This window comes from Lacibacterium aquatile, assembly GCF_042683105.1.
GTDB lineage: Bacteria > Pseudomonadota > Alphaproteobacteria > Elsterales > Elsteraceae > Lacibacterium > Lacibacterium aquatile.
In genome coordinates, this window is record NZ_JBHUIP010000009.1 from 43,209 (window position 1) to 61,515 (window position 18,307).

20 protein-coding genes are annotated in these 18,307 nt (G+C 61.9%); 9 read left to right on the forward strand and 11 right to left on the reverse strand.

Translation table 11 applies throughout. From position 1 onward, the window contains the following. Positions 1–40 precede the first annotated feature (40 nt). Genes ACFSM5_RS09220 through ACFSM5_RS09230 form a run of 3 tightly spaced genes read right to left on the reverse strand, consistent with a single transcriptional unit; the run spans position 41 to position 2,468 of the window. A complete protein-coding gene (locus ACFSM5_RS09220) occupies positions 41–643 on the reverse strand; it encodes a MarC family protein (RefSeq protein ID WP_379876037.1) in 603 nt (200 codons plus the stop codon). Between the two features lie 7 nt (positions 644–650). After that, positions 651–1,934 carry a CHAD domain-containing protein gene (locus ACFSM5_RS09225; RefSeq protein ID WP_379876038.1) on the reverse strand — a complete coding sequence of 428 codons (1,284 nt, stop codon included), beginning with the start codon at positions 1,932–1,934 and terminating at the stop codon, positions 651–653. 9 nt (positions 1,935–1,943) lie between these two features. Further along, positions 1,944–2,468 (reverse strand): SixA phosphatase family protein, encoded by a 525-nt coding sequence (locus tag ACFSM5_RS09230; protein ID WP_379876039.1) that lies wholly within the window; start codon positions 2,466–2,468, stop codon positions 1,944–1,946. Positions 2,469–2,511: 43 nt separating this feature from the next. Here ACFSM5_RS09230 and ACFSM5_RS09235 point away from each other — a divergent pair, with 43 nt between their 5' ends. From ACFSM5_RS09235 to ACFSM5_RS09245, 3 genes are read left to right on the forward strand one after another with little or no spacing between them, the layout of a single operon-like run. Continuing rightward, complete coding sequence (locus ACFSM5_RS09235) at positions 2,512–3,153, forward strand: NUDIX domain-containing protein (RefSeq protein WP_379876040.1); 642 nt, start codon at positions 2,512–2,514, stop codon at positions 3,151–3,153. A 15-nt stretch (positions 3,154–3,168) separates the two neighbouring features. Continuing rightward, positions 3,169–4,032: a 3-mercaptopyruvate sulfurtransferase gene (gene sseA / locus ACFSM5_RS09240; RefSeq protein WP_379876041.1), complete on the forward strand. Its 864-nt coding sequence runs from the start codon at positions 3,169–3,171 to the stop codon at positions 4,030–4,032. Positions 4,033–4,036: 4 nt separating this feature from the next. Then, entirely contained in the window at positions 4,037–4,582 is a 546-nt protein-coding gene (locus tag ACFSM5_RS09245) for a GNAT family N-acetyltransferase (RefSeq protein ID WP_379876042.1), read from the forward strand. A 147-nt stretch (positions 4,583–4,729) separates the two neighbouring features. Here the strand turns inward: ACFSM5_RS09245 and acpS are convergent, their stop codons facing one another. From acpS to folK, 4 genes are all read right to left on the reverse strand, one after another. Then, positions 4,730–5,131 (reverse strand): holo-ACP synthase, encoded by a 402-nt coding sequence (gene acpS / locus ACFSM5_RS09250; RefSeq protein WP_379876043.1) that lies wholly within the window; start codon positions 5,129–5,131, stop codon positions 4,730–4,732. Continuing rightward, positions 5,131–7,275 (reverse strand): RelA/SpoT family protein, encoded by a 2,145-nt coding sequence (locus ACFSM5_RS09255; RefSeq protein ID WP_379876264.1) that lies wholly within the window; start codon positions 7,273–7,275, stop codon positions 5,131–5,133. Before ACFSM5_RS09255 ends, acpS begins: the two co-directional genes overlap by 1 nt. Before the next feature lie 192 nt (positions 7,276–7,467). Further along, positions 7,468–7,845 carry a DNA-directed RNA polymerase subunit omega gene (gene rpoZ / locus ACFSM5_RS09260; RefSeq protein WP_379876044.1) on the reverse strand — a complete coding sequence of 126 codons (378 nt, stop codon included), beginning with the start codon at positions 7,843–7,845 and terminating at the stop codon, positions 7,468–7,470. 63 nt (positions 7,846–7,908) lie between these two features. Beyond that, positions 7,909–8,454 carry a 2-amino-4-hydroxy-6-hydroxymethyldihydropteridine diphosphokinase gene (folK, locus tag ACFSM5_RS09265; protein ID WP_379876045.1) on the reverse strand — a complete coding sequence of 182 codons (546 nt, stop codon included), beginning with the start codon at positions 8,452–8,454 and terminating at the stop codon, positions 7,909–7,911. A gap of 90 nt (positions 8,455–8,544) precedes the next feature. Between folK and ACFSM5_RS09270 the strand changes: the two genes are divergently transcribed. Together ACFSM5_RS09270 and ACFSM5_RS09275 are read left to right on the forward strand one after the other, a co-directional pair. Next, entirely contained in the window at positions 8,545–9,165 is a 621-nt protein-coding gene (locus ACFSM5_RS09270) for a LabA-like NYN domain-containing protein (protein WP_379876046.1), read from the forward strand. Between the two features lie 71 nt (positions 9,166–9,236). After that, complete coding sequence (locus ACFSM5_RS09275; RefSeq protein ID WP_379876047.1) at positions 9,237–9,806, forward strand: uracil-DNA glycosylase; 570 nt, start codon at positions 9,237–9,239, stop codon at positions 9,804–9,806. Here ACFSM5_RS09275 and ACFSM5_RS09280 read toward each other — a convergent pair. After that, positions 9,783–11,078 (reverse strand): MgtC/SapB family protein, encoded by a 1,296-nt coding sequence (locus tag ACFSM5_RS09280; RefSeq protein WP_379876048.1) that lies wholly within the window; start codon positions 11,076–11,078, stop codon positions 9,783–9,785. The two genes, ACFSM5_RS09275 and ACFSM5_RS09280, sit on opposite strands and share 24 nt — an antisense overlap. Before the next feature lie 46 nt (positions 11,079–11,124). Next, positions 11,125–12,432: an Hsp70 family protein gene (locus ACFSM5_RS09285; RefSeq protein WP_379876050.1), complete on the reverse strand. Its 1,308-nt coding sequence runs from the start codon at positions 12,430–12,432 to the stop codon at positions 11,125–11,127. A gap of 116 nt (positions 12,433–12,548) precedes the next feature. On the opposite strand from ACFSM5_RS09285, the gene ACFSM5_RS09290 reads away from it, so the two are divergent. After that, complete coding sequence (locus ACFSM5_RS09290; protein WP_379876051.1) at positions 12,549–13,322, forward strand: carbonic anhydrase; 774 nt, start codon at positions 12,549–12,551, stop codon at positions 13,320–13,322. A gap of 41 nt (positions 13,323–13,363) precedes the next feature. Next, positions 13,364–13,774, forward strand: coding sequence for a hypothetical protein (locus tag ACFSM5_RS09295; protein ID WP_379876052.1), 411 nt, complete (start codon positions 13,364–13,366; stop codon positions 13,772–13,774). A gap of 9 nt (positions 13,775–13,783) precedes the next feature. On the opposite strand, the gene ACFSM5_RS09300 is transcribed toward ACFSM5_RS09295, so the two are convergent. Beyond that, on the reverse strand, positions 13,784–14,722 hold the full coding sequence (locus ACFSM5_RS09300; protein ID WP_379876053.1) for a threonine/serine dehydratase: 939 nt from the start codon (positions 14,720–14,722) through the stop codon (positions 13,784–13,786). Positions 14,723–14,786: 64 nt separating this feature from the next. Between ACFSM5_RS09300 and ACFSM5_RS09305 the strand changes: the two genes are divergently transcribed. Continuing rightward, entirely contained in the window at positions 14,787–15,089 is a 303-nt protein-coding gene (locus ACFSM5_RS09305) for an ArsR/SmtB family transcription factor (RefSeq protein ID WP_379876054.1), read from the forward strand. A 1-nt stretch (position 15,090) separates the two neighbouring features. On the opposite strand, the gene glpK is transcribed toward ACFSM5_RS09305, so the two are convergent. Then, positions 15,091–16,569 carry a glycerol kinase GlpK gene (gene glpK / locus ACFSM5_RS09310; protein ID WP_379876055.1) on the reverse strand — a complete coding sequence of 493 codons (1,479 nt, stop codon included), beginning with the start codon at positions 16,567–16,569 and terminating at the stop codon, positions 15,091–15,093. 327 nt (positions 16,570–16,896) lie between these two features. Between glpK and ACFSM5_RS09315 the strand changes: the two genes are divergently transcribed. Beyond that, positions 16,897–18,306 (forward strand): sensor histidine kinase, encoded by a 1,410-nt coding sequence (locus ACFSM5_RS09315; RefSeq protein ID WP_379876056.1) that lies wholly within the window; start codon positions 16,897–16,899, stop codon positions 18,304–18,306. Position 18,307 lies beyond the last annotated feature (1 nt).

The window sequence follows — 18,307 nt, forward strand, 5'->3', positions numbered from 1 at the left end:
GCGCACAAATGAAGACGGTTCGGTCGCGACCGAACCGATCTCAGCCGAATGCTAGCTTCAGCCCATCCATAATGGATTGTGCCGACAGGGCGGCGAGCAGTAGCCCCATCACGCGGCTGACCACCAGAATACCGGTCTTGCCAAGCAGGCGCCGCAAGCCTGTGGCAAACAGCATGCAGGCAAAGCAGGCCAGCAGAGTCAGAACGGCCGCCAAGGCGACGGAGAAGCTGCGGCTGACGGTGCCATCCCCTGCCAGCAGCATGACGGACAGGATCGAGCCTGGCCCGGCGATGGCCGGCAGGGCGACCGGAAAGACAGCGACCTCGGAAACCGATTTCGACCGCTCCTCGCCCGCCACATCCTCATGGCCTTCGAAGATCATCTTCATAGCCACCAGGAACAGCACGATGCCGCCTGCGACCTGAAAGGCGGGCGTCCCGATTCCCAACTGATGCAGCAGCGGTCGCCCGACCAGCATGAAGGCCAGCAGCACGGCGGCGGAGATGACCGTTGCCAGCCAGGCAACGCGGCGCTGATCGTTGCCCGCCATGCCCGTGGTTGCGGCCAGGAAGATCGGCACGATGCCGATGGGATCGACGATCACAAACAGCGTCACGAAATCGGAGAGCAGGGTCGCAAGCATCTCTGTCTTACCTGGCAGGCGATTTCAGGGATTTCAGCCGTTGCCAATGGGCACCCAGCGGAGGCTGCAACCCCATCGCCCGCGCCTCGAGCCAACCGACAAGCAGCCCGGCCCCATAGGCTCCGTCATGGTTGAGCCCCTGAAGCGCCCCTTGGAGCAGCATACGCGCCGTCGCCCCGTCATTCAGGCGACCCAGCCCATCCTGGAGATCCGACAGAACTGGCCGCCAGTCTTCCACGCTCGATTTACTCAAGATTGATTTTGAAAAATCAACTAAATATCGAAGCTTCTTAATCTCAATCCGGAGATTGTGGCGCTCCACTACGGGCAGTTCGTCGAACTTGCGCCCCCGCGCCTTCACCCGACGCCAGCGCTTATCGATCAATTGCGGCAGCACTTCGCCGATGCGCCTCGTATCGGGAAGTCCACGATCAAGATGATCAGCCCAGCCATCAAGCGCGAGCACCAGTTCCAGCATCATCGGCCCGCCGACGGTTCGAGCCAGCAAGGTCCATTCCGCCCGGCGCTGCAGCGTGCCGTAGTCTTTGAGGTACGGCCAACCGGACTCGCCCGGAATCGCGCCTTGCGCATCTGGCAGAGTCTCGGTCAGGAAGACATCCCAGTCACGGGTACGCCCCATAATCCCCGCCAGAAGGCGCGCCTTTTCGCGCACGGCATCGGACTGCCCGGCGTCGACCAGACGACCGATCAGCGCCAATCCGGCGCGCAGGCGACGCAACGAAACCCGCGCCTGATGGATCGCTTCGATCCGGCCTTCCCGCACCAGGGGAAGCAGCTGCGCCACCAGATGTTCCCGCACATTCCGCAGCAGACAGGCAACAAAGCGGTTCAGCGGCAGGTCTGGCGACACCTCAAGCGGCATCGCCTTGCGCGGATGCCAGCTTTCCTTGGCAAGCAGTCGGTAGCCGACAGCAACATCATCGATGGCCAGCACCGGCACAGGCTCGGCATCGGCCAGATTGGAGCGCATGGGAATAGCTTGAGAGCGCGGCACAAAAAGGGTCAGGCGTTCGGCCGTCTGACCACCTGCAATAAGGCTGGAGCGTTCCAGGCGCACGCCATCCGGTCGTTCAGACTGGGAAAGAGTGATCGCAATAACCGCCGTCAGCAGCCCCTGCCCCGGATCTTCGGCCGACAACAGTGGCGCCGCCCGATGCTCGAGGCCTGGCGTATCGAGCACAAACAGCTTGGTCAGCCGCTCCGAGCCCAGGCCCAGTTGGCGCCTGACACGGGCAGCGGCAGCCGGATCGAGATCGAACGCTATTGCCACCCTTGCTCCTTAAGCTTCTGTCCGCTCGCTCTTCGGCGTCCAATAGTCCTGAAGATCGCCACTGCGCCAGCCCAGATCCTGCCACCGGTTGAGCGGGATATCAAAACTGCTGAAGGCGCCCGTGGGATATTTCGCGGCCAGACTTTCGCCCGATTGCCTCGGGCCGGTGTTGTAGATCCGGGCTGCGAACTGATGCAGCCCGTCGTTATGGCCGATAATCAGTATACGTTCGGCCTGCCCGCCATATTGCCGAGCCTGCGTCAAAATGTCATCGGCCGAGGCAAGATAAAGTCCGCCCAGTAACTGCAACTGGGGCAGCTTTGGAAGATACGGCAGCACAAAGGCGAGGGTTTCGCGGGTACGAAGCGCCGTGGAACTGAGAACGAGGTCGGGTGCAATGCCTGCCCTGGCGCAATAGGCACCCAGGGCTGAACCATCCCGTAAGCCGCGCTTTGACAGGGGCCGGTCATGATCGTCCAGCGTCTCATCCTCCCAATCGGACTTCAGATGACGCAAAACATAAAGGCGCTTCATGACCCCTCCCGCCGGTTACGTTCGCGGTGTATAGCTTTCTTTTATGACAGCCAAGCGACACTCCCCCGACGGCCCCGACCATGTGGAACATCCCGATGTCGAGGTTATTTCCCGATCCACCGTTTTCGAAGGCTACAGCCGGGTAGATCGCCTGCGCCTGCGCCACAAGATTCACGGCGACGACTGGTCGACCCTCGTCGACCGCGAGGTGTTCCGCCGCGGCAGCGCCGCCGCCCTGATCCCCTACGATCCCAAGACGGACACCATCGTTCTCATCGAACAGTTCCGCATGGGACCCTTCATCACCGGCGCCCATCCCTGGATGCTGGAAGTCGTCGCGGGCATGATCGACGAGGGCGAGACGCCCGAACAGGTCGCCGTGCGCGAATGCCAGGAGGAATGCGGTGCCATTCCCAAGGCGGTCGTCCCGGTTTTCCAGTATTTTCCGAGCCCCGGCGCGGTCTCTGAAACCATTCACTTGTATTGCGGCTGGATCGACAGCCATGATCTACCAGAAGTTCTCGGCTTGCATGACGAGGGCGAATATATCCGGGTCATACCCATGCCGAGGCTAGAAGCCGAGGCTATGCTAGAAGCAGGCAAGTTCAACAACGGTCTGACCATCATGGCCGTGCAGTGGCTTAAGTTGAACCATGCGTCCTTGCGTAAACGTTGGGGCGCCTGAGGGAGAGGGAACATCATGGGAGCGAACGGAGGGCGCAGCGCGCTGGTTTCGACGCAGTGGCTGGCCGATAATCTCGACGACCCCAAGCTGCGCATCCTCGACGCGACCTATTTCCTGCCGGGAATAGAGCGGGATGCCGATGCCGAATTTCAGGATCGGCATATTCCCGGCGCCCAGCGCTTCGACGTCGATTTCTATCGTGACGAAAGCTCGGACCTGCCGCATATGCTCCCCGAGCCGGAGAGCTTTGCCGCCTGGATGACGGAAATCGGCATCGGTTCGGATTGCTTCGTCGTCTGCTATGACACCCATGGTCTGCTGAGCGCCGCCCGCCCCTGGTGGATGTTCCGGGTCTTCGGGCACGACAAGGTGGCGGTGCTGGATGGCGGTCTGCCCAAGTGGCTCGCCGAAGGCCGACCGATAGAGAGCGGCGAAGCCCGCAACTTCCACGGTGTCTTCCAGTCGCGCTTCCGGCCCGAACTGCTGGCCGATACCGACATGGTAGCCGAAGCCCTGGAGCATCCGGCGATGCAGGTCGTCGATGCCCGGTCTGCCGAACGCTTTGCAGGCACAGCGCCAGAGCCGCGAGCCGGGCTGCGGTCCGGCCATATGCCCGGCGCGCGTTCGCTTCCCACCGGCACCATGATCAATCCGCCCCATGGCACGCTGAAGTCGGTTGAGGATTTCGGCAAGGTTCTGGAAGCCCAGGGGATCGATCCCAAGCGCAAGATCATCGCCTCCTGCGGATCTGGCGTTACTGCCTGTATCGCCGCCCTCGCCTTCTACGAGATGGGCAAGTCGGACGTGGCGGTCTATGACGGCTCCTGGAGCGAATGGGGCGCTCTGTCGCATCTACCCGTCGCCACCGGGGCGGCGTGACATCATGAGTGCCGCCCTACGCAAAATGATCCCCGTCACGATTACGCATCTTGAGATGCATGCCCGCCCGGAGCGCGCTCGCCTGCCCCTGCCCGGCCTTGCCGGAAAGGCCATCAGCCTGATGCGGGCGAAAGAACCGACCGCCGACTTCTATCGCTTCCTCTATGGCAGCGTCGGCAAGCCCTGGCATTGGTACGAACGCCTGCGCCTGGATGACGAGCAGCTTCTGGCACTGGTGCGGCATCCGGACGTCGAAATTTCGGTCGTCTATGTGGACGGCGTTCCGGCGGGGTTCTTCGAACTCGATGCCGAACAGAAGGGCGAGGTCGAGCTGAAATATTTCGGCCTGATGCCGGAATTCATCGGCCTGAAGCTTGGCCCCTGGCTGCTGGACACCGCCATTCATACCGCTTGGGATAAATCGCCTAAGCGCGTCTGGGTGCATACCTGCACGCTGGATCATCCTAAGGCGCTGGCGACCTATCAGAAGGCAGGCTTCCAACCCTTCGCCCAGGAACACCACGAGATCGCGGACCCGGCTGGGGTTTGAGGACCTTTACCGGTCCCCCTCGCCCTTTCCCGCCGTCATCCCGGGACTTGATCCCGGGGGCGTTGCAGAACCGTCACGGTCTTAATTGGACAGGCTCCCGGAGGAGATCCCGGTGTCGAGCACCGGGATGACGGTCATTTTGTATAATTACTTTATCGGAACCGCCGAGATCATCACAAACGCCTGGGCCAGTGGATATTCGTCGGTCAGGGTGATGTCGATCTGGGCGCGGTAGCCTTCGGGCGTCAGTTCGGCCAATTTCTCGGCCGCACGGCCGGTCAGCACCAAGGTCGGCTTGCCGCCCGGCAGATTGACAACGCCGATCTCCCGCCAGGAAACGCCGAAATTGATTCCGGTCCCCAGAGCCTTGGCGGTGGCTTCCTTGGCGGCAAAGCGCTTAGCGTAAGTGCCTGCGGGCGCCGCCCGCCGGTCGGCCTTGGCTTTCTCGATATCCGTGAAAACCCGGTTCTTGAAGCGGTCACCAAATCGGGCTAGGGACTTTTCAATCCGCCGGATGTCGCAGAGGTCGTTGCCGATCCCGATGATCATCAGCCGCGCGCCCTATCCACCGAATTGATGGCCGGTGTCGCACGCAGGGCTGCGATGACGTTGGTCAGATGCCGCACGTCCTTTACCTCGACATCAATCAGGATCTCGAAGAAATCCACCGAGCGGTTGGTGATCTTGAAATTCGTGATATTGCCGAGGTTCTTGCCGATCACGGTGCCGAGCGTGCCGATGGAGCCAAGCTCGTTCGATACGATGACATGGATACGCCCGACGTGCTTTTCGGGATCGAGACCGTCGGTTTCCCAGGCAACGTCGATCCAGCGTTCCGGCGTTTCGGCAAAGACTTCGAGGCTGACGCAGTCGATGGTGTGGATCGTGACGCCCTTGCCGGTGGTGACGATGCCGACGATGCGATCCCCCGGCAGCGGGTGACAGCAACGGGCATAATGCACCGCCATGCCGGGGATGAGTCCTCGCAGCGGCAGCCCCTTCTCGCCCTTTTTCTGAGAGGGCTTGCCCATCGGGACGAGGGTATTCTGCTTCGGAACGGTCGGCTTCAGGCCGGGGAAGACGGCGTGAATGACTTCACGGCCCGTGACCAGCCCTTCACCGACAGCGGCATAGAGATCTTCGACCGTCTGCGCCTGGAAGTTCTTGAGAACGGGATCCAGCGCCTTTTCCGTGAAGGAATAACCTTCGTGCCGGAATTCCTTTTCGATGATCGCGCGGCCCAGGCTGGCATATTGCGCTCGCCGCTGGGTGCGGATGAAACGGCGGATCCGCGCCTTGGCCTTGCCGGTGACGACAAAGTCTTCCCAGTCCGGCGAGGGCGTCTGGCCCTTCGAGGTGATGATGTCGACCTGGTCGCCGTTATTGAGCGGCGTCCGAAGCTGGGTCATCCGGCCGTTGATCTTGGCACCAACGCAGGTGTCGCCGATCTGGCTATGCAGGGCATAGGCGAAATCGACCGGGGTCGCGCCACGCGGCAGGGCGAACAGGTCGCCCTTGGGCGTGAAGACGAACACCTGGTCCTGGAACATCTCCATCTTGGTATGTTCGAGGAATTCCTCGGGCCCGGCGGCATGCTCCAGGATATCAAGCAGTTCGCGCAGCCAGCGGTACTGCTTGCCTTCGGTCTTCTGGGGACCCGCCTGCTTGTACTGCCAATGGGCGGCAACACCGAGGTCGGCAACCTCCTCCATCTCCTGGGTGCGGATCTGCACTTCGATGCGCTGACGCTTCGGGCCGATCACGGCGGTATGGATGGAGCGATAGCCGTTGGGTTTCGGAGTGGAGATGTAATCCTTGAAGCGCCCAGGCACCGAGGGATAGGCGGCATGCATGATGCCGAAAGTCTCGTAACATTTCTCGATCGAGGGCACGACGACACGGAAGGCCATGATGTCGGAGAGCTGTTCGAAGCCGACGTTCTTGCGCTGCATCTTGCGCCAGATCGAGAAGGGCTGCTTTTCGCGCCCGGTAACGGTCCCCTGGATCCCCGCCTCTTCGAGCTTGCTGTTCAGCTCGGCAATAATCTCGTCGATGACATTGGCGTTGTTGCCGCGCAGGAATTCCAGACGCGTCAGGATCGAGTCGCGGGCATCCGGGTTGATCTGCTGGAACGCCAGATCCTCCAGCTCGTCTTTCAGCTCATGGATACCGATACGTTCGGCCAACGGCACATAGATATCCATCGTCTCCGAGGCAATCCGGCGGCGCTTGGCCGGATCCTGGATGAAATGGATCGTGCGCATGTTGTGCAGACGGTCCGCGAGCTTGACCAGCAGCACGCGGATATCCTCCGACATGGCCAGCACGAGCTTACGGAAATTCTCCGCCTGTTTGGTCTGATCGGACTGCAACTCCAGGCGGGTCAGCTTGGTGACGCCGTCCACCAAGCGGCCGATATCTTTGCCGAATGCCTTGTCGATCTCGCCCAGGGTGATCGGCGTATCCTCGATCACGTCATGCAGCAGTGCCGTAGCGATAGATGCGGCATCGAGGCGGTAGTCGGTCAGGATGCCTGCGACTTCCAGGGGATGCGAAAAATAGGGATCGCCGGAGGCACGCGTCTGGGCGCCATGGGCCTTGAGAGCGAAAACGTAAGCACGGTTCAACAGATCTTCGTCCGCGCCGGGATCATAAGCCCGCACGCGCTCAACCAACTCGTACTGACGGATCATTGCCGCTGCCACGCTACGCCACCTTTACCCTTACCGTTTCGTCTCGTTAACCAGTTTGTCACGCGGAGCAAAACAAGCAAGAGACAGAAACCGTCATACGCGACGAAAAACGGCGCCCCCTGCCGGGAGCGCCGTCCTGTACACGTTCCTGCGATTCAAGGGGACGAAAAGCCACCCTGCATCGCGCAGCGATCAAGCCTCGCTGTCGTCTTCCGCAACAACCGGCTCGTCGGCCAAATCGTCTTCGTCGGCGCCGTCCAGCGCGTCGTTGACGGCCATGTCGCGGGCCAGATCCTGTTCGTTCGACAGGAACTCGATGACTTCGTCTTCCGGCTCGTCATTGTCGACGGCCTTCTGAAGACCCTTCACCAGCTGGTTGCGGATCACTTCGAGGTCGAGCTTGTCCTCGGCAATCTCGCGCAGGGCGACGACCGGGTTCTTGTCGTTATCGCGATCGACGGCGATCTGGGTGCCCGAGGCGATATCACGCGCCCGCTGACCGGCCAAAAGGACCAGTTCGAAACGGTTGGGAACTTTCAGGACGCAATCTTCGACGGTAACGCGGGCCATGGGACACTCGTCTAGCAATGAAACTAAGCTGAACGCGGCTTATAGAACGCCAGCCTTGACAAATCAAGCCGAACCGCCTGCCGTCATCGGGATGCACACCTGCCCTGGCGGCAGGGCAGCGATCATTTCCGTGACCGTCAGGCCCTTCAGCGGATGGCGGAAGTCCGGGCCGACCTCCTGCAAGGGCAATAAGACAAAGGCCCGATCCTGCAGACGCGGATGGGGCAAGGCAGGCTCATTGGCTACGAAATCCCCATAAGCCAGCAGATCCAGATCTAGCGTGCGGGCCGCGTTCCGTACCGTTCGTACCCGTTCGAACGTTGCCTCGATCCGGTGCAGCAGGGCCAAAAGCTCCGCTGGAGCCAGATCCGTCGATACCCGCGCGACGGCATTAATGAAGTCGGGCTGGTCCGACACTGGAACCGGGGCACTGCGATAGAAACGCGAGCAGGCCTCAATAATTACACCAGCGGCGTGCAAGTCATCCAGAGCTGACCGCAAGGTCAAGTCTGCGCTGCCAGCATGAGAAGGCAGGTTTCCGCCAAGCGCTATGAAAATAGCCGGTGATTTGCTCTTCACTTCTGCTGGATTTTTACGGCTTGCAGTCATGTACACCCTCAGTTTAACGTCGCGTCGGATTTGGAGGCGGTATCCCCGTCCCCACAAGCGATATCACCTGAAGATATAGAAGGTAGCGTCATGCATTTCTATCCGACCGAACGGGTCGCCGTTTTCATCGACGGCGCCAATCTCTACTCGGCTGCCCGCACCCTGGGTTTTGACATCGATTACCGCAAGCTGCTGGATCAGTTTGCCAAGAAGGCCATGCTGATTCGCGCCTTCTATTACACTGCCCTGAACGAAGACCAGGAATTTTCGCCGATCCGTCCGCTGGTCGATTGGCTCGATTATAACGGCTATACGGTCATCACCAAGCAGATCAAGGAATATACCGACAGCCTTGGCCGCCGGAAGGTGAAGGGCAATATCGACGTGGAACTGGCCATCGACATGATGGAACTGTCTCCCTTCGTCGATCACTTCGTCCTCTTCTCCGGCGATGGCGACTTCCGCCGTCTGGTCGAAGCCGTGCAGTCCAAGGGCAAGCGCGTGACGGTGGTTTCGACCATCCGCACCCAGCCGCCGATGGTCGCCGACGAACTGCGCCGTCAGGCCGATGTCTTTGTCGAACTTCAGGATCTGGGTACCCAGATCGCCCGCGCCCATTCGGCTCCGCGTGACGGCGCTCCGGCTGCTGGCGGTCGCGGTTTTGCCGATGAAGCGCCCCGCTTCATCCAGCGCGACGGCGACGTCGATTGATCCCTGCTCCTTCAAAGGACTGCCCGCTTTGCCCTCGCCTCGTTGCCTTCCGCAACGAGGCGAAGTCGATTTTGCCCGGCGGTCATAATGCCCCCGTCCCCACCTGGGGGCCTGACGACGCGTCACTGCTGATCGTCGGCCTCGCCCCCGGCCTGCGCGGTGCCAATCGCACCGGACGCCCCTTCACCGGCGATTATGCCGGAGACACGCTCTATGCCGCCTTGAAGCGCCATGGTTTTGCCAGCGGCACCTACGACAAGCGGCCGGACGATGGCTTGACCCTGCACGACTGCCGGATCACCAATGCCGTGCGCTGCGTGCCGCCGGAAAACAAGCCGGTGGGCGAGGAAATCAACAACTGCCGCCCCTTCCTGATCGGCGAAGTGGCAGCGATGCCCAGGCTGAAGGTCATCCTGGCGCTGGGCACCATTTCCCATCAGAGCGTGTTGCGCAGCCTGAAGATCCCGGTCGCCCGCCACGGCTTTGCCCATAATGCCGTGCATGCGGTAAAACCGGGCCTGACCCTGGTCGATAGCTATCACTGCTCGCGCTACAACGTGAACACCGGCCGCCTGACGGAGCAGATGTTCGACGATGTGATCGTGAATATCCGGCGCCTAATCTCCGGCAAGGGCCATTGATAGGACCCAGTAACCGGCTGCGCCTGCCGCGATAATAACGACCGTCCCGGCGGCCACCCAAAGCCCGACGGCTTTCCCGCCGATGGCCGTGGTCAGAACGGCCTTGCTGATGCTGTTGGAGGCAACGGCAAGGCCGATACCGCCCGCCGCCATCGTCGGTGTCACTTCGTTTCCAGCCATCCGCGCCAGCGACAGCGTCAAAGCATCGACGTCGGCAAGGCCGGATATCAGCGCCAACCCCAGCAATCCGCTTTCGCCAAGATACCGCTGAGCGATCTTCGCCGCCGCCAGTAGGACGGTGATGATCGCGCAGAGCTTTAGCGCCATCTTGAATTCGAATGGGTTCTTGATTTCCAGGTTCGGCGCGCTTCCGGCAGAATGGCGATGATAGAGCATCATGCCGCCCGCCAGGATCAGGGAAGCCGCCGCACCCGCCCCCAGTGGCCCGGCTAGGGGCAGAAGCATCTCGGCGTTGAGGACGCTCGCTACGACGATGACGCGGCCCATCATGACCGCCCCGGCCAGCAGAATGGCCCCCGCCAGCAGCATCGGCGCCGATGCTTCCGATCCGCTCGTCTGCCTGGCCATTCGGGCCAGGGTCACCGTGGTGGCGGTAGAGGATGCAAGCCCGCCGGTCACCGCCGCCAGAGTCAACCCAGCCTCCGCGCCTGCCGCCTTGACCGCGACATAACCCAGGAAAGACACCCCGCAAATGGCTATTGCCATGATCCAGACGGTGCGGGGATTGATGGTGTCCCAGGGATCGATGGTGCGATCCGGCAGCAAGGGCAGCAGCAGGAAACCCATCGCCAGCAGCATCAGCACGGCGCGGAACTCTTCCCAATTCATGCGCTTCAGCCAGGAATGCAGCGGCTGCTTCAAGGCCAGCAGCACTGCCACGGCAACACCGGCACCGATGGCGACCTGCATTTCGCCGACCACAGCCATCGCCCCAAGGGCCAACGTCAGCAGCGCAGCAATCGTGCTGGTCGCGCCGTAATTTTCATTATCGTCGGCCGCGATCTTCATCCGGGTATAGAGCAGCAGGGCCGCCGTATAGGCCAGGAACACTGCCGCCAGGATCATGGGCCCCATGATCTGCTCCAGGGCGCCTGCGACGCCGCCCAGAAGCCCCGTAATCGCGAATGTCCGCAGGCCCGCCGTGCGGCTGCCCTCTTCGCCATCGCGGTGTTTCCAGCCGCGCTCCAGTCCGATCAGCAGGCCGATAGCCAGCGCCACGGCCAGCCGTAACGCCAATTGTCCGTCAGGCATTTTTTTCTCCCCTTAGCTTAAGCCTGCCAGGGGGAGAAGGTTCCCATCAAGCAAAGACGAGACGTGCGGAACGAGCGAGACCGGCCGCGACACCACCGAAGGCATCATAGTCGACCGTGCGGGCCATCGGCAGCGCCCGGGCGATGGCGTGTCGCACCAGGGGCATGAGGCTGGAGCCGCCGGTGAAGACCAGGGCGCCGATACGCTCGCCGGTCAGATTGGCGCGACGCAAGGTTTCATGGGTCGCTTCGGTCAGACGAACCATCCCGGCATCCACAGCTGCGCCCAGGGCTTCCTGCGTTGCGTCGACCGTTAGACCGGCTTCGACAGCGGTCAGATCGACGGGAGTCGAGGGGGTTTCCGACAGCCGGATCTTGGCCGCTTCCACCGACGACGCCAGCCGGTGCCCCAGTTCCTCGGCCAGCACATGGCTCAGGCGCTGCAGCGGACGAGGAGTGCTCGCCTCCTCCGACATCGAGGCCACTTCGCGCTTGGTCTTCAGGGTATAGAGCTGGTTGATCTCCGCCCAGCTCGCCAGCTTGGTGAACAGCCAGTTGGGCGGCGCCAGCCCATCGCGCAGCATCGCCTGCCCATAGCCAAATTCCGGCTGGACGGTCGCAAGGTTCAGCAGCCGGTCGAAGTCGGTACCGCCCAGGCGCAGGCCATGGGCCGCCAGGATATCATCGTCGTGGGACAAAACGCGCTGGCGCTTGGGGTCGGCGCGGACAATGGAAAAGTCAGAGGTGCCGCCGCCGATATCGGCGATCAGGATCAGCGTTCCAGCCTCAAGTCCCGTCTCGACTGCCGTTGCGGCGGCAATCGGTTCGGGCTGGAACACCACGTCCTTATAGCCGATGGCATGGGCGAGATCGCGCAAGGCCGCTTCGGCTGCGGCATCGCCTTCGGGATCATCTTCGACAAAGCGCACCGGGCGACCATGCACCAACTGGGTCAGCTTGCCGCCCAGGGAGGCTTCGGCCCGGCGTTTCACCTCGGACAGATAGATCATCAGAATTTCGGTGAAGGGGCGACGGCGCCCCAGCACAACGGTGTCTTCGCGGATCAGCCCGGTGCCGAGTGTCGATTTCAGCGCCCGCATCAGGCGGCCTTCCTCGCCGCCCAGATAACGGTTCATGGCACTGGCGCCATAGCTGACGGACTTATCCGCCTCGGCAAAAAACAGGGCGCTGGGCATCGTGCGGTTGTCGCCCTCCAGCGGGATCAGATGCCCTGCCGCTGCATCCTGGGAGACTGCGATTGCCGAATTCGACGTACCAAAATCCAATCCGCACTGCATCGCCCCGCCTCCACCGACTGTCAAAAAAAGGGCGCGGACCATAAGGGCATCCGACATCGGATGCAATCCCCAATCTGAAGCGACCATCGCGGCCGTGGCTTTTCCTTGCTTTCGCTTTTCCAGCGTGCCATTTGGGGCGCAAGATTTGTGCGTATGACGATAGGGAGCGTGCGATGGACGAGGCAATGGCGCGGTTGGCGCAGGGCTTTGCAACTTTCCGCGAAACTTATTTCGAGCAGGATCGGGCGCTCTATCAGGACCTCGCCAACCGTGGCCAGTCGCCTGCGGTGCTGATCGTCGGCTGCTCTGACAGTCGCGTCGATCCCGCGATTGTGACCCAGACCAAGCCCGGCGATCTGTTTGTCGTGCGCAATGTCGCCGCCATCGTGCCGCCCCGCCAGGCCGACCATGCCTATCACGGCACCTCGGCTGCCATCGAGTTCGGGGTCTGCGGCCTGAATGTCGACCATCTGGTTGTCCTGGGACACGCCCAATGTGGCGGCCTGCGCGCCCTGGCCGAAGGCACCGCCGATCAGTATGAGTTCGTTGCCGATTGGGTGCAGATCGCCAAACCGGCCCTGACCGCCCTCACCGCCCTGCCCCAGGATGCGACGGATGTCGACCGCCGCCGCACGGTCGAACAGGCCGCCGTTCTGGTCTCGCTGTCGAACCTGCTGACCTTCCCCTGGCTGCGCGAGCGGGTGGAAGCCGGAACTCTGGCCCTGCACGGCTGGTATTTCGATCTGACCACCGGCGACCTGATGGCCTATGATTCCGTGACCGGCGGGTTCGAGCATGTGGAGAATGTGCCGACGCCTCTGCCCCATTCCACCATCGCCGAAGCCACCAAGCTCTTAAGCGAAGGCTGCCCGAGCTGCCTGCCGGCCCTGGGTTTCGACCGTTTCATCGAGACCACCAAGCGCCGCTTGCGCTGCGACGCCGCATAAGGCTTGTGGCGCAAGACATTCGTTTGATGTAGCTTTCGGACATGCGCACCGCTCGTCTTGTCCTGCTTACGCTTGCTGTCGGCCTTCTGCCGATGGTTTCGCTTGCTCAGCAGGACACCTACCCGACCCTGCGGGCGCCCAAGGGCGTGACTCATGTGGTGCGCACGCCGCTGCCGAACTGGCAGGTTGGCGATATAGACAAGGCACTGTCGAAACTCTGTTCGGTCGGCCAGTTCAATCAGAAGGTGCCGTTCAAATATTCTGGCTCCTTCACCGGCCCTAACGGCTCGGCTCTAGTCGGAGGCGCCAAAGGGACCGGCCTGAACCTGTTCGACCCGTTCAAGAAAGCCAAGGCCGACCGCGACTACTGGTTTCATCGCGACCGCACCAGCAACTGCATCGTCTATTGGGCGCGGGTAAAACCCGGCCAGACTGCTCCGGCCGGGTCGTAAGCACCCCCGTTAGAAGGACGGCTCCACCATCGGATTGCCGCCACAGACCAGCAGTCCCACCCGCTCGCCTGCTTCCGGCTTATAGGCACCGCTGATAAGCGCTGCCAATGCTGTCGCGCCGCCCGGTTCGGCCACGATCCGCAACTGCTTCCAAAGCAGCTTCTGCGCTTCACGGATCGCCTCATCGGCAACCAGGACCGAAGCCGCCACATACTGGCTCGCTAACGGGAACATCAGACTGCCGATCCGGCGGGCACCCAGGGAATCGACCGCGATCCCCCCTACGTCCGTATCCACCGGCTGCCCCGCTTTCAGGGCTTCCGCATAGGTCGGCGCGCTTGCAGGCTCGATGGCGATCAGTTTCTTGCGGCCGCGATACCAACTGGCCATGCCGCCGATCAAGCCGCCGCCGCCGACCGCGACCAGGATCGTATCCACCTCCGGCGCCTGCTCCTCGAACTCCAGCCCGACCGTCGCCTGACCGAGCAGCGTGGCCGGTTGATCATAGGCATGGATCGGCAGCGCGCCGCTTTTGGCCACATGCTCCTGGGAGGCAGCCAAGGCATCGGCGTAGCGGTCACCTGCAATCACAAGATCGGCGCCTGTCGCACGGATCCGGTCGATCTTGGACTGCGCCGCGACGGAGGGGACGAAGATCTTGGCGGGCACTCCCAGCTTTCCAGCAGCATAGGCAACCGCCGCGCCGTGATTACCACCGGAAGCAGCCGTCACGCCGACCGCTGGCACCTCCGCCCCCAAGAGATGGGTGAAAGCGCCGCGCGCCTTGAAGGATCCGGAGTGCTGGAGCAGTTCGAGCTTCAAGGTCAGTTGCTGGCCAGCGAATCCAAAATCCGCTGCATCGACCTCAATCACCGGAGTGCGGCGGATATGGCCGGAGATACGCTCGTAAGCCGCGCGGATGTCCGAGACGCCTGGATCGAAATGCATTGCCTTCTGCCCTTCTCTCGATAAGATGAAGCGACCATAATTCGTCGATTGGCTAATTGGCAATATGTCTTTGTCTGAAATTTTCCGCGCTCTGGGTAACGAGCGGCGCCTGCAGATCCTCTACTGGCTCAAGGATCCGACGGCGCATTTTCCGCCCCAGCAGGATGGCGATCTAATCGAGGACGGGGTCTGCGGATTGTTCCTGGCGGACAAGCTCGGCATCAGTCAGCCGACCTTGTCCGAACATATGCGACAGTTGACCTCGACCGGGTTGGTCAAGGCCAAGCGCATTAAACAATGGACTTTCTATCGCCGCGAAGAAGCGGAAATAGAAAGATTCACCAAAGAGTTACATGGTGAACTTTAAGTTATTTCGTCAAAATCCGATCAACTGCCTGCCGCCATCCGGCATAAAGACGGTCGCGCCGTCCGGCATCCATGTTGGGTTCGAACAGGCGGTCGCGCTGCCAAAGGCTTGCCAGATCGTCCGTCGATTGATAAAGGCCGACGCCTAGCCCCGCGAGATAAGCAGCGCCCAGCGCCGTCGTCTCCAGGATCTTCGGCCGCTCGACCGGAACATCCAGGATATCGGCCAGAAACTGCATCGCCCAATCGTTCGCGGTCATGCCGCCATCCACCCGCAGGGCAACCGGCTTATCCGCCCCGTCTGCCTGCATCGTGGTCAGCAGATCGCGGGTCTGATAGCAGACGGCTTCCAGCGCCGCCCGCACCAGGGTCGCAATGCCGGTATCCCGCGACAGCCCCAGGATCGCGCCCCGAGCATGGGCGTCCCAATAGGGCGCACCAAGGCCGGTGAAGGCTGGCACCAGATAGACGCCGTCATCTGCAGGGGCCGCTGCCGCCAGTGCCTGGGTTTCCCCGGCCGAGGCAAACAGCTTCAACCCATCGCGCAACCACTGGATCGAAGCACCCGCGACGAAGATGGATCCCTCGACCGCATAGGTCGGCTTGCCACCCATCTTATAGGCGATGGTGGTCAGGAGCTTATTCTTAGAAGCAACCCGGGTCGCGCCGGTGTTCAGCACGACGAAGCAACCGGTACCGTACGTCGACTTGATCGTTCCGGGTGCAAAACAAACCTGTCCGACCGTCGCCGCCTGCTGATCGCCTGCGATACCGGCAATGGGAATGGCGTGGCCAAACAGCTTGGGGTCGGTATGACCCACCACGCCCGCGCTATCCACCACCTGGGGCAGCAGGCTGCGCGGCACATTCAGCAAACCGCAGAGCTCATCGTCCCAATCGCCCTTGGCGATATCGTAAAGCAGGCTGCGCGAGGCATTGGTCGCGTCGGTCGCATGAACCTTGCCGCCCGTCAGGCGCCAGAGCAGGAAACAATCCACCGTGCCGAAAGCCAGATGGCCAGCCGCCGCCAGATCCCGTGCACCGGAGACCTGATCCAGGATCCAGGCAATCTTGGTGCCGGAAAAATAGGGATCGAGCAACAGCCCGGTCTTCGCCGTGAAGGTTGGCCCGTGGCCAGCTTTTTCAAGACGCTCGCACACATCGGCCGTGCGACGATCCTGCCAGACGATGGCGTTATGGATCGGCTTGCCGGTGCGGCGATCCCAGATGATGGTGGTTTCGCGTTGGTTCGTTATCCCCAGCGCAACCACATCGCTTGCTTTCGCATTGGCTTTCGCCAGTGCGCCACCGATGACGGCCTCCGTCGCCCGCCAGATCTCTTCCGGATCATGTTCGACCCAGCCCGAACGGGGGAAGATCTGCGGCAATTCACGCTGGTCTGACGCAACAGGTTTACCCTCTTGCGTCAATAGGATAGCGCGGGTGGAGGTAGTGCCTTGGTCGAGAGCGAGGAGCAACATGGGGCGAGAGCATTGCTGCCCCTACCCCTCCTCGTCAACAGACTTTGTTCTTGTAGGAAATCGCCGGGGAACGCGTTAAAGTGGCCGAAGGGTCGTAAGTTAGCCGGATGTCACAACCATCGGGCCGCGCCCAAGTGATGACCAGTAGCGAAAGCGGCAAGATCAGTGGTGGCGGAACCAGCACCCGAAACCAACCGCATCAGCGGTACAAATCAAAACGATCGGCCGCCTCCCGGGCATCCAGGTTGGACTCCCGGCCAGGTCGGCGCGCAGCCCCCTAAAGAGGATGACGCGCAGAAAAAGCGCCGTGGTCTTCGGGGCGAAGGGGTGTTCTCCCGGGCGTCTCTCCAGGTAAAGCTGGCGGTTATCGTCGTCCCCTTGATGACGGTTGCGCTCTGTCTGTTGCTGGTCGTGCTGATGTCGACCGCAGCCGAAGACGGGCGCCGCGCCCTTATGACCCGCGCCACCGTTATGGCCGACGTGCAGGTCCAGGCGCTTAGCCAGCCGGTCTGGGAACTCAATACCTCGCAGATCATCCGCCTTGTGCAGACTCTGTCCAAGGATCCGGACGTGGTAGGCGCCAAGCTGGTGGACGAGCTGGGTCGCCCCCTGCATGCCTTTGGCACCATCGAAGGGCCGCTGGTCATCGCCGTCACCAGAACCGTGCCACATCCGGTCGCCCGCGATACCGTACCTCTGGGTCAGCTGACAGTCGCCCTGTCGCGCGCAAGCCTTAACGAGACACTGCGCCTGCAACTGGTGACCGCAGGTGCTGCTATTGCCATCGGCGCCTTCCTGATGGTCGGTATCGTCTTCCTGTCGCTGCAGCATCTTGTGTTCCGCCCCCTCGCCCTGCTGCTGCAGGCGATCGAGAAGGTCGAGAACCAGGAATGGCAGATGGTGGAATGGGAGTCGCGCGATCAGCTCGGCACCGTGGTACGCGCCTTCAACCGCATGGTGAATACGCTGCGCTCCAATGAGCGCGAACTGCGCGAAGCCTTCCATGCCGCCGAAGCCGCCGCCCGTGCCAAAGACGAATTCCTGGCCAGCGTCAGCCACGAATTGCGCACGCCTCTCAATGCGATCCTCGGCTTCTCGGAAGTCCTGAAGAACGAGATGTTTGGCGCCCTGGGGTCCGACCGTTACCGATCTTATGCAGGCGACATCTTCTCCTCCGGCTCGCATCTTCTGAACATTATCAACGACATCCTCGATCTTTCGAAGGTGGCGGCCGGTAAGTTCGAGCTGGTGGAGCGGCCCTTCGACATCGGCCATGCCATCGAAGGCTGCGTCAATCTGGTGCGCGAACGGGCCAGCCGGAACCGCCAGAAGCTGACCGCCGATATTCAGCCGCGTCTGCCGCAGCTCTATGCCGACGAGCTGCGCGTAAAGCAGATCCTGATCAATCTTCTGAACAATGCCGTCAAATTCACCCCGCCCGGCGGTCAGGTGTGGGCAGCGGCGCGTGTAAACGACGTCGGCGGCATCGATATCATCGTGGGCGATACGGGTATTGGTATTGCCAAGGAAGATATTCCCCGCGCGCTATCGGCCTTCGGTCAGGTGGAATCGGTCCTGAACCGCACACACGAAGGTACGGGCCTTGGCCTGCCGCTGGTGAAGGCCCTGTCCGATCTGCACAACGCGCAGTTCAATATCGACAGCAGCCCCGGCGTCGGCACTATCGTCACCGTCAGCTTTGGATCCGAACGCATCATCGCGCGGACTCACAAGTAAA

What these genes read in the sequence shown, in the direction of transcription:
- rpoZ (WP_379876044.1), bottom strand. Translation starts at nt 7,845, where the DNA reads ATGGCCCGCGTTACCGTCGAAGATTGCGTCCTGAAAGTTCCCAACCGT.
- ACFSM5_RS09270 (WP_379876046.1), top strand. Translation starts at nt 8,545, where the DNA reads ATGCATTTCTATCCGACCGAACGGGTCGCCGTTTTCATCGACGGCGCC.
- ACFSM5_RS09300 (WP_379876053.1), bottom strand. Translation starts at nt 14,722, where the DNA reads ATGCATTTCGATCCAGGCGTCTCGGACATCCGCGCGGCTTACGAGCGT.
- ACFSM5_RS09230 (WP_379876039.1), bottom strand. Translation starts at nt 2,468, where the DNA reads ATGAAGCGCCTTTATGTTTTGCGTCATCTGAAGTCCGATTGGGAGGAT.
- ACFSM5_RS09290 (WP_379876051.1), top strand. Translation starts at nt 12,549, where the DNA reads ATGGACGAGGCAATGGCGCGGTTGGCGCAGGGCTTTGCAACTTTCCGC.
- ACFSM5_RS09220 (WP_379876037.1), bottom strand. Translation starts at nt 643, where the DNA reads ATGCTTGCGACCCTGCTCTCCGATTTCGTGACGCTGTTTGTGATCGTC.
- acpS (WP_379876043.1), bottom strand. Translation starts at nt 5,131, where the DNA reads ATGATCATCGGGATCGGCAACGACCTCTGCGACATCCGGCGGATTGAA.
- folK (WP_379876045.1), bottom strand. Translation starts at nt 8,454, where the DNA reads ATGACTGCAAGCCGTAAAAATCCAGCAGAAGTGAAGAGCAAATCACCG.
- ACFSM5_RS09305 (WP_379876054.1), top strand. Translation starts at nt 14,787, where the DNA reads ATGTCTTTGTCTGAAATTTTCCGCGCTCTGGGTAACGAGCGGCGCCTG.
- sseA (WP_379876041.1), top strand. Translation starts at nt 3,169, where the DNA reads ATGGGAGCGAACGGAGGGCGCAGCGCGCTGGTTTCGACGCAGTGGCTG.
- ACFSM5_RS09285 (WP_379876050.1), bottom strand. Translation starts at nt 12,432, where the DNA reads ATGTCGGATGCCCTTATGGTCCGCGCCCTTTTTTTGACAGTCGGTGGA.
- ACFSM5_RS09235 (WP_379876040.1), top strand. Translation starts at nt 2,512, where the DNA reads ATGACAGCCAAGCGACACTCCCCCGACGGCCCCGACCATGTGGAACAT.
- ACFSM5_RS09295 (WP_379876052.1), top strand. Translation starts at nt 13,364, where the DNA reads ATGCGCACCGCTCGTCTTGTCCTGCTTACGCTTGCTGTCGGCCTTCTG.
- ACFSM5_RS09255 (WP_379876264.1), bottom strand. Translation starts at nt 7,275, where the DNA reads ATGATCCGTCAGTACGAGTTGGTTGAGCGCGTGCGGGCTTATGATCCC.
- glpK (WP_379876055.1), bottom strand. Translation starts at nt 16,569, where the DNA reads ATGTTGCTCCTCGCTCTCGACCAAGGCACTACCTCCACCCGCGCTATC.
- ACFSM5_RS09280 (WP_379876048.1), bottom strand. Translation starts at nt 11,078, where the DNA reads ATGCCTGACGGACAATTGGCGTTACGGCTGGCCGTGGCGCTGGCTATC.
- ACFSM5_RS09245 (WP_379876042.1), top strand. Translation starts at nt 4,037, where the DNA reads ATGAGTGCCGCCCTACGCAAAATGATCCCCGTCACGATTACGCATCTT.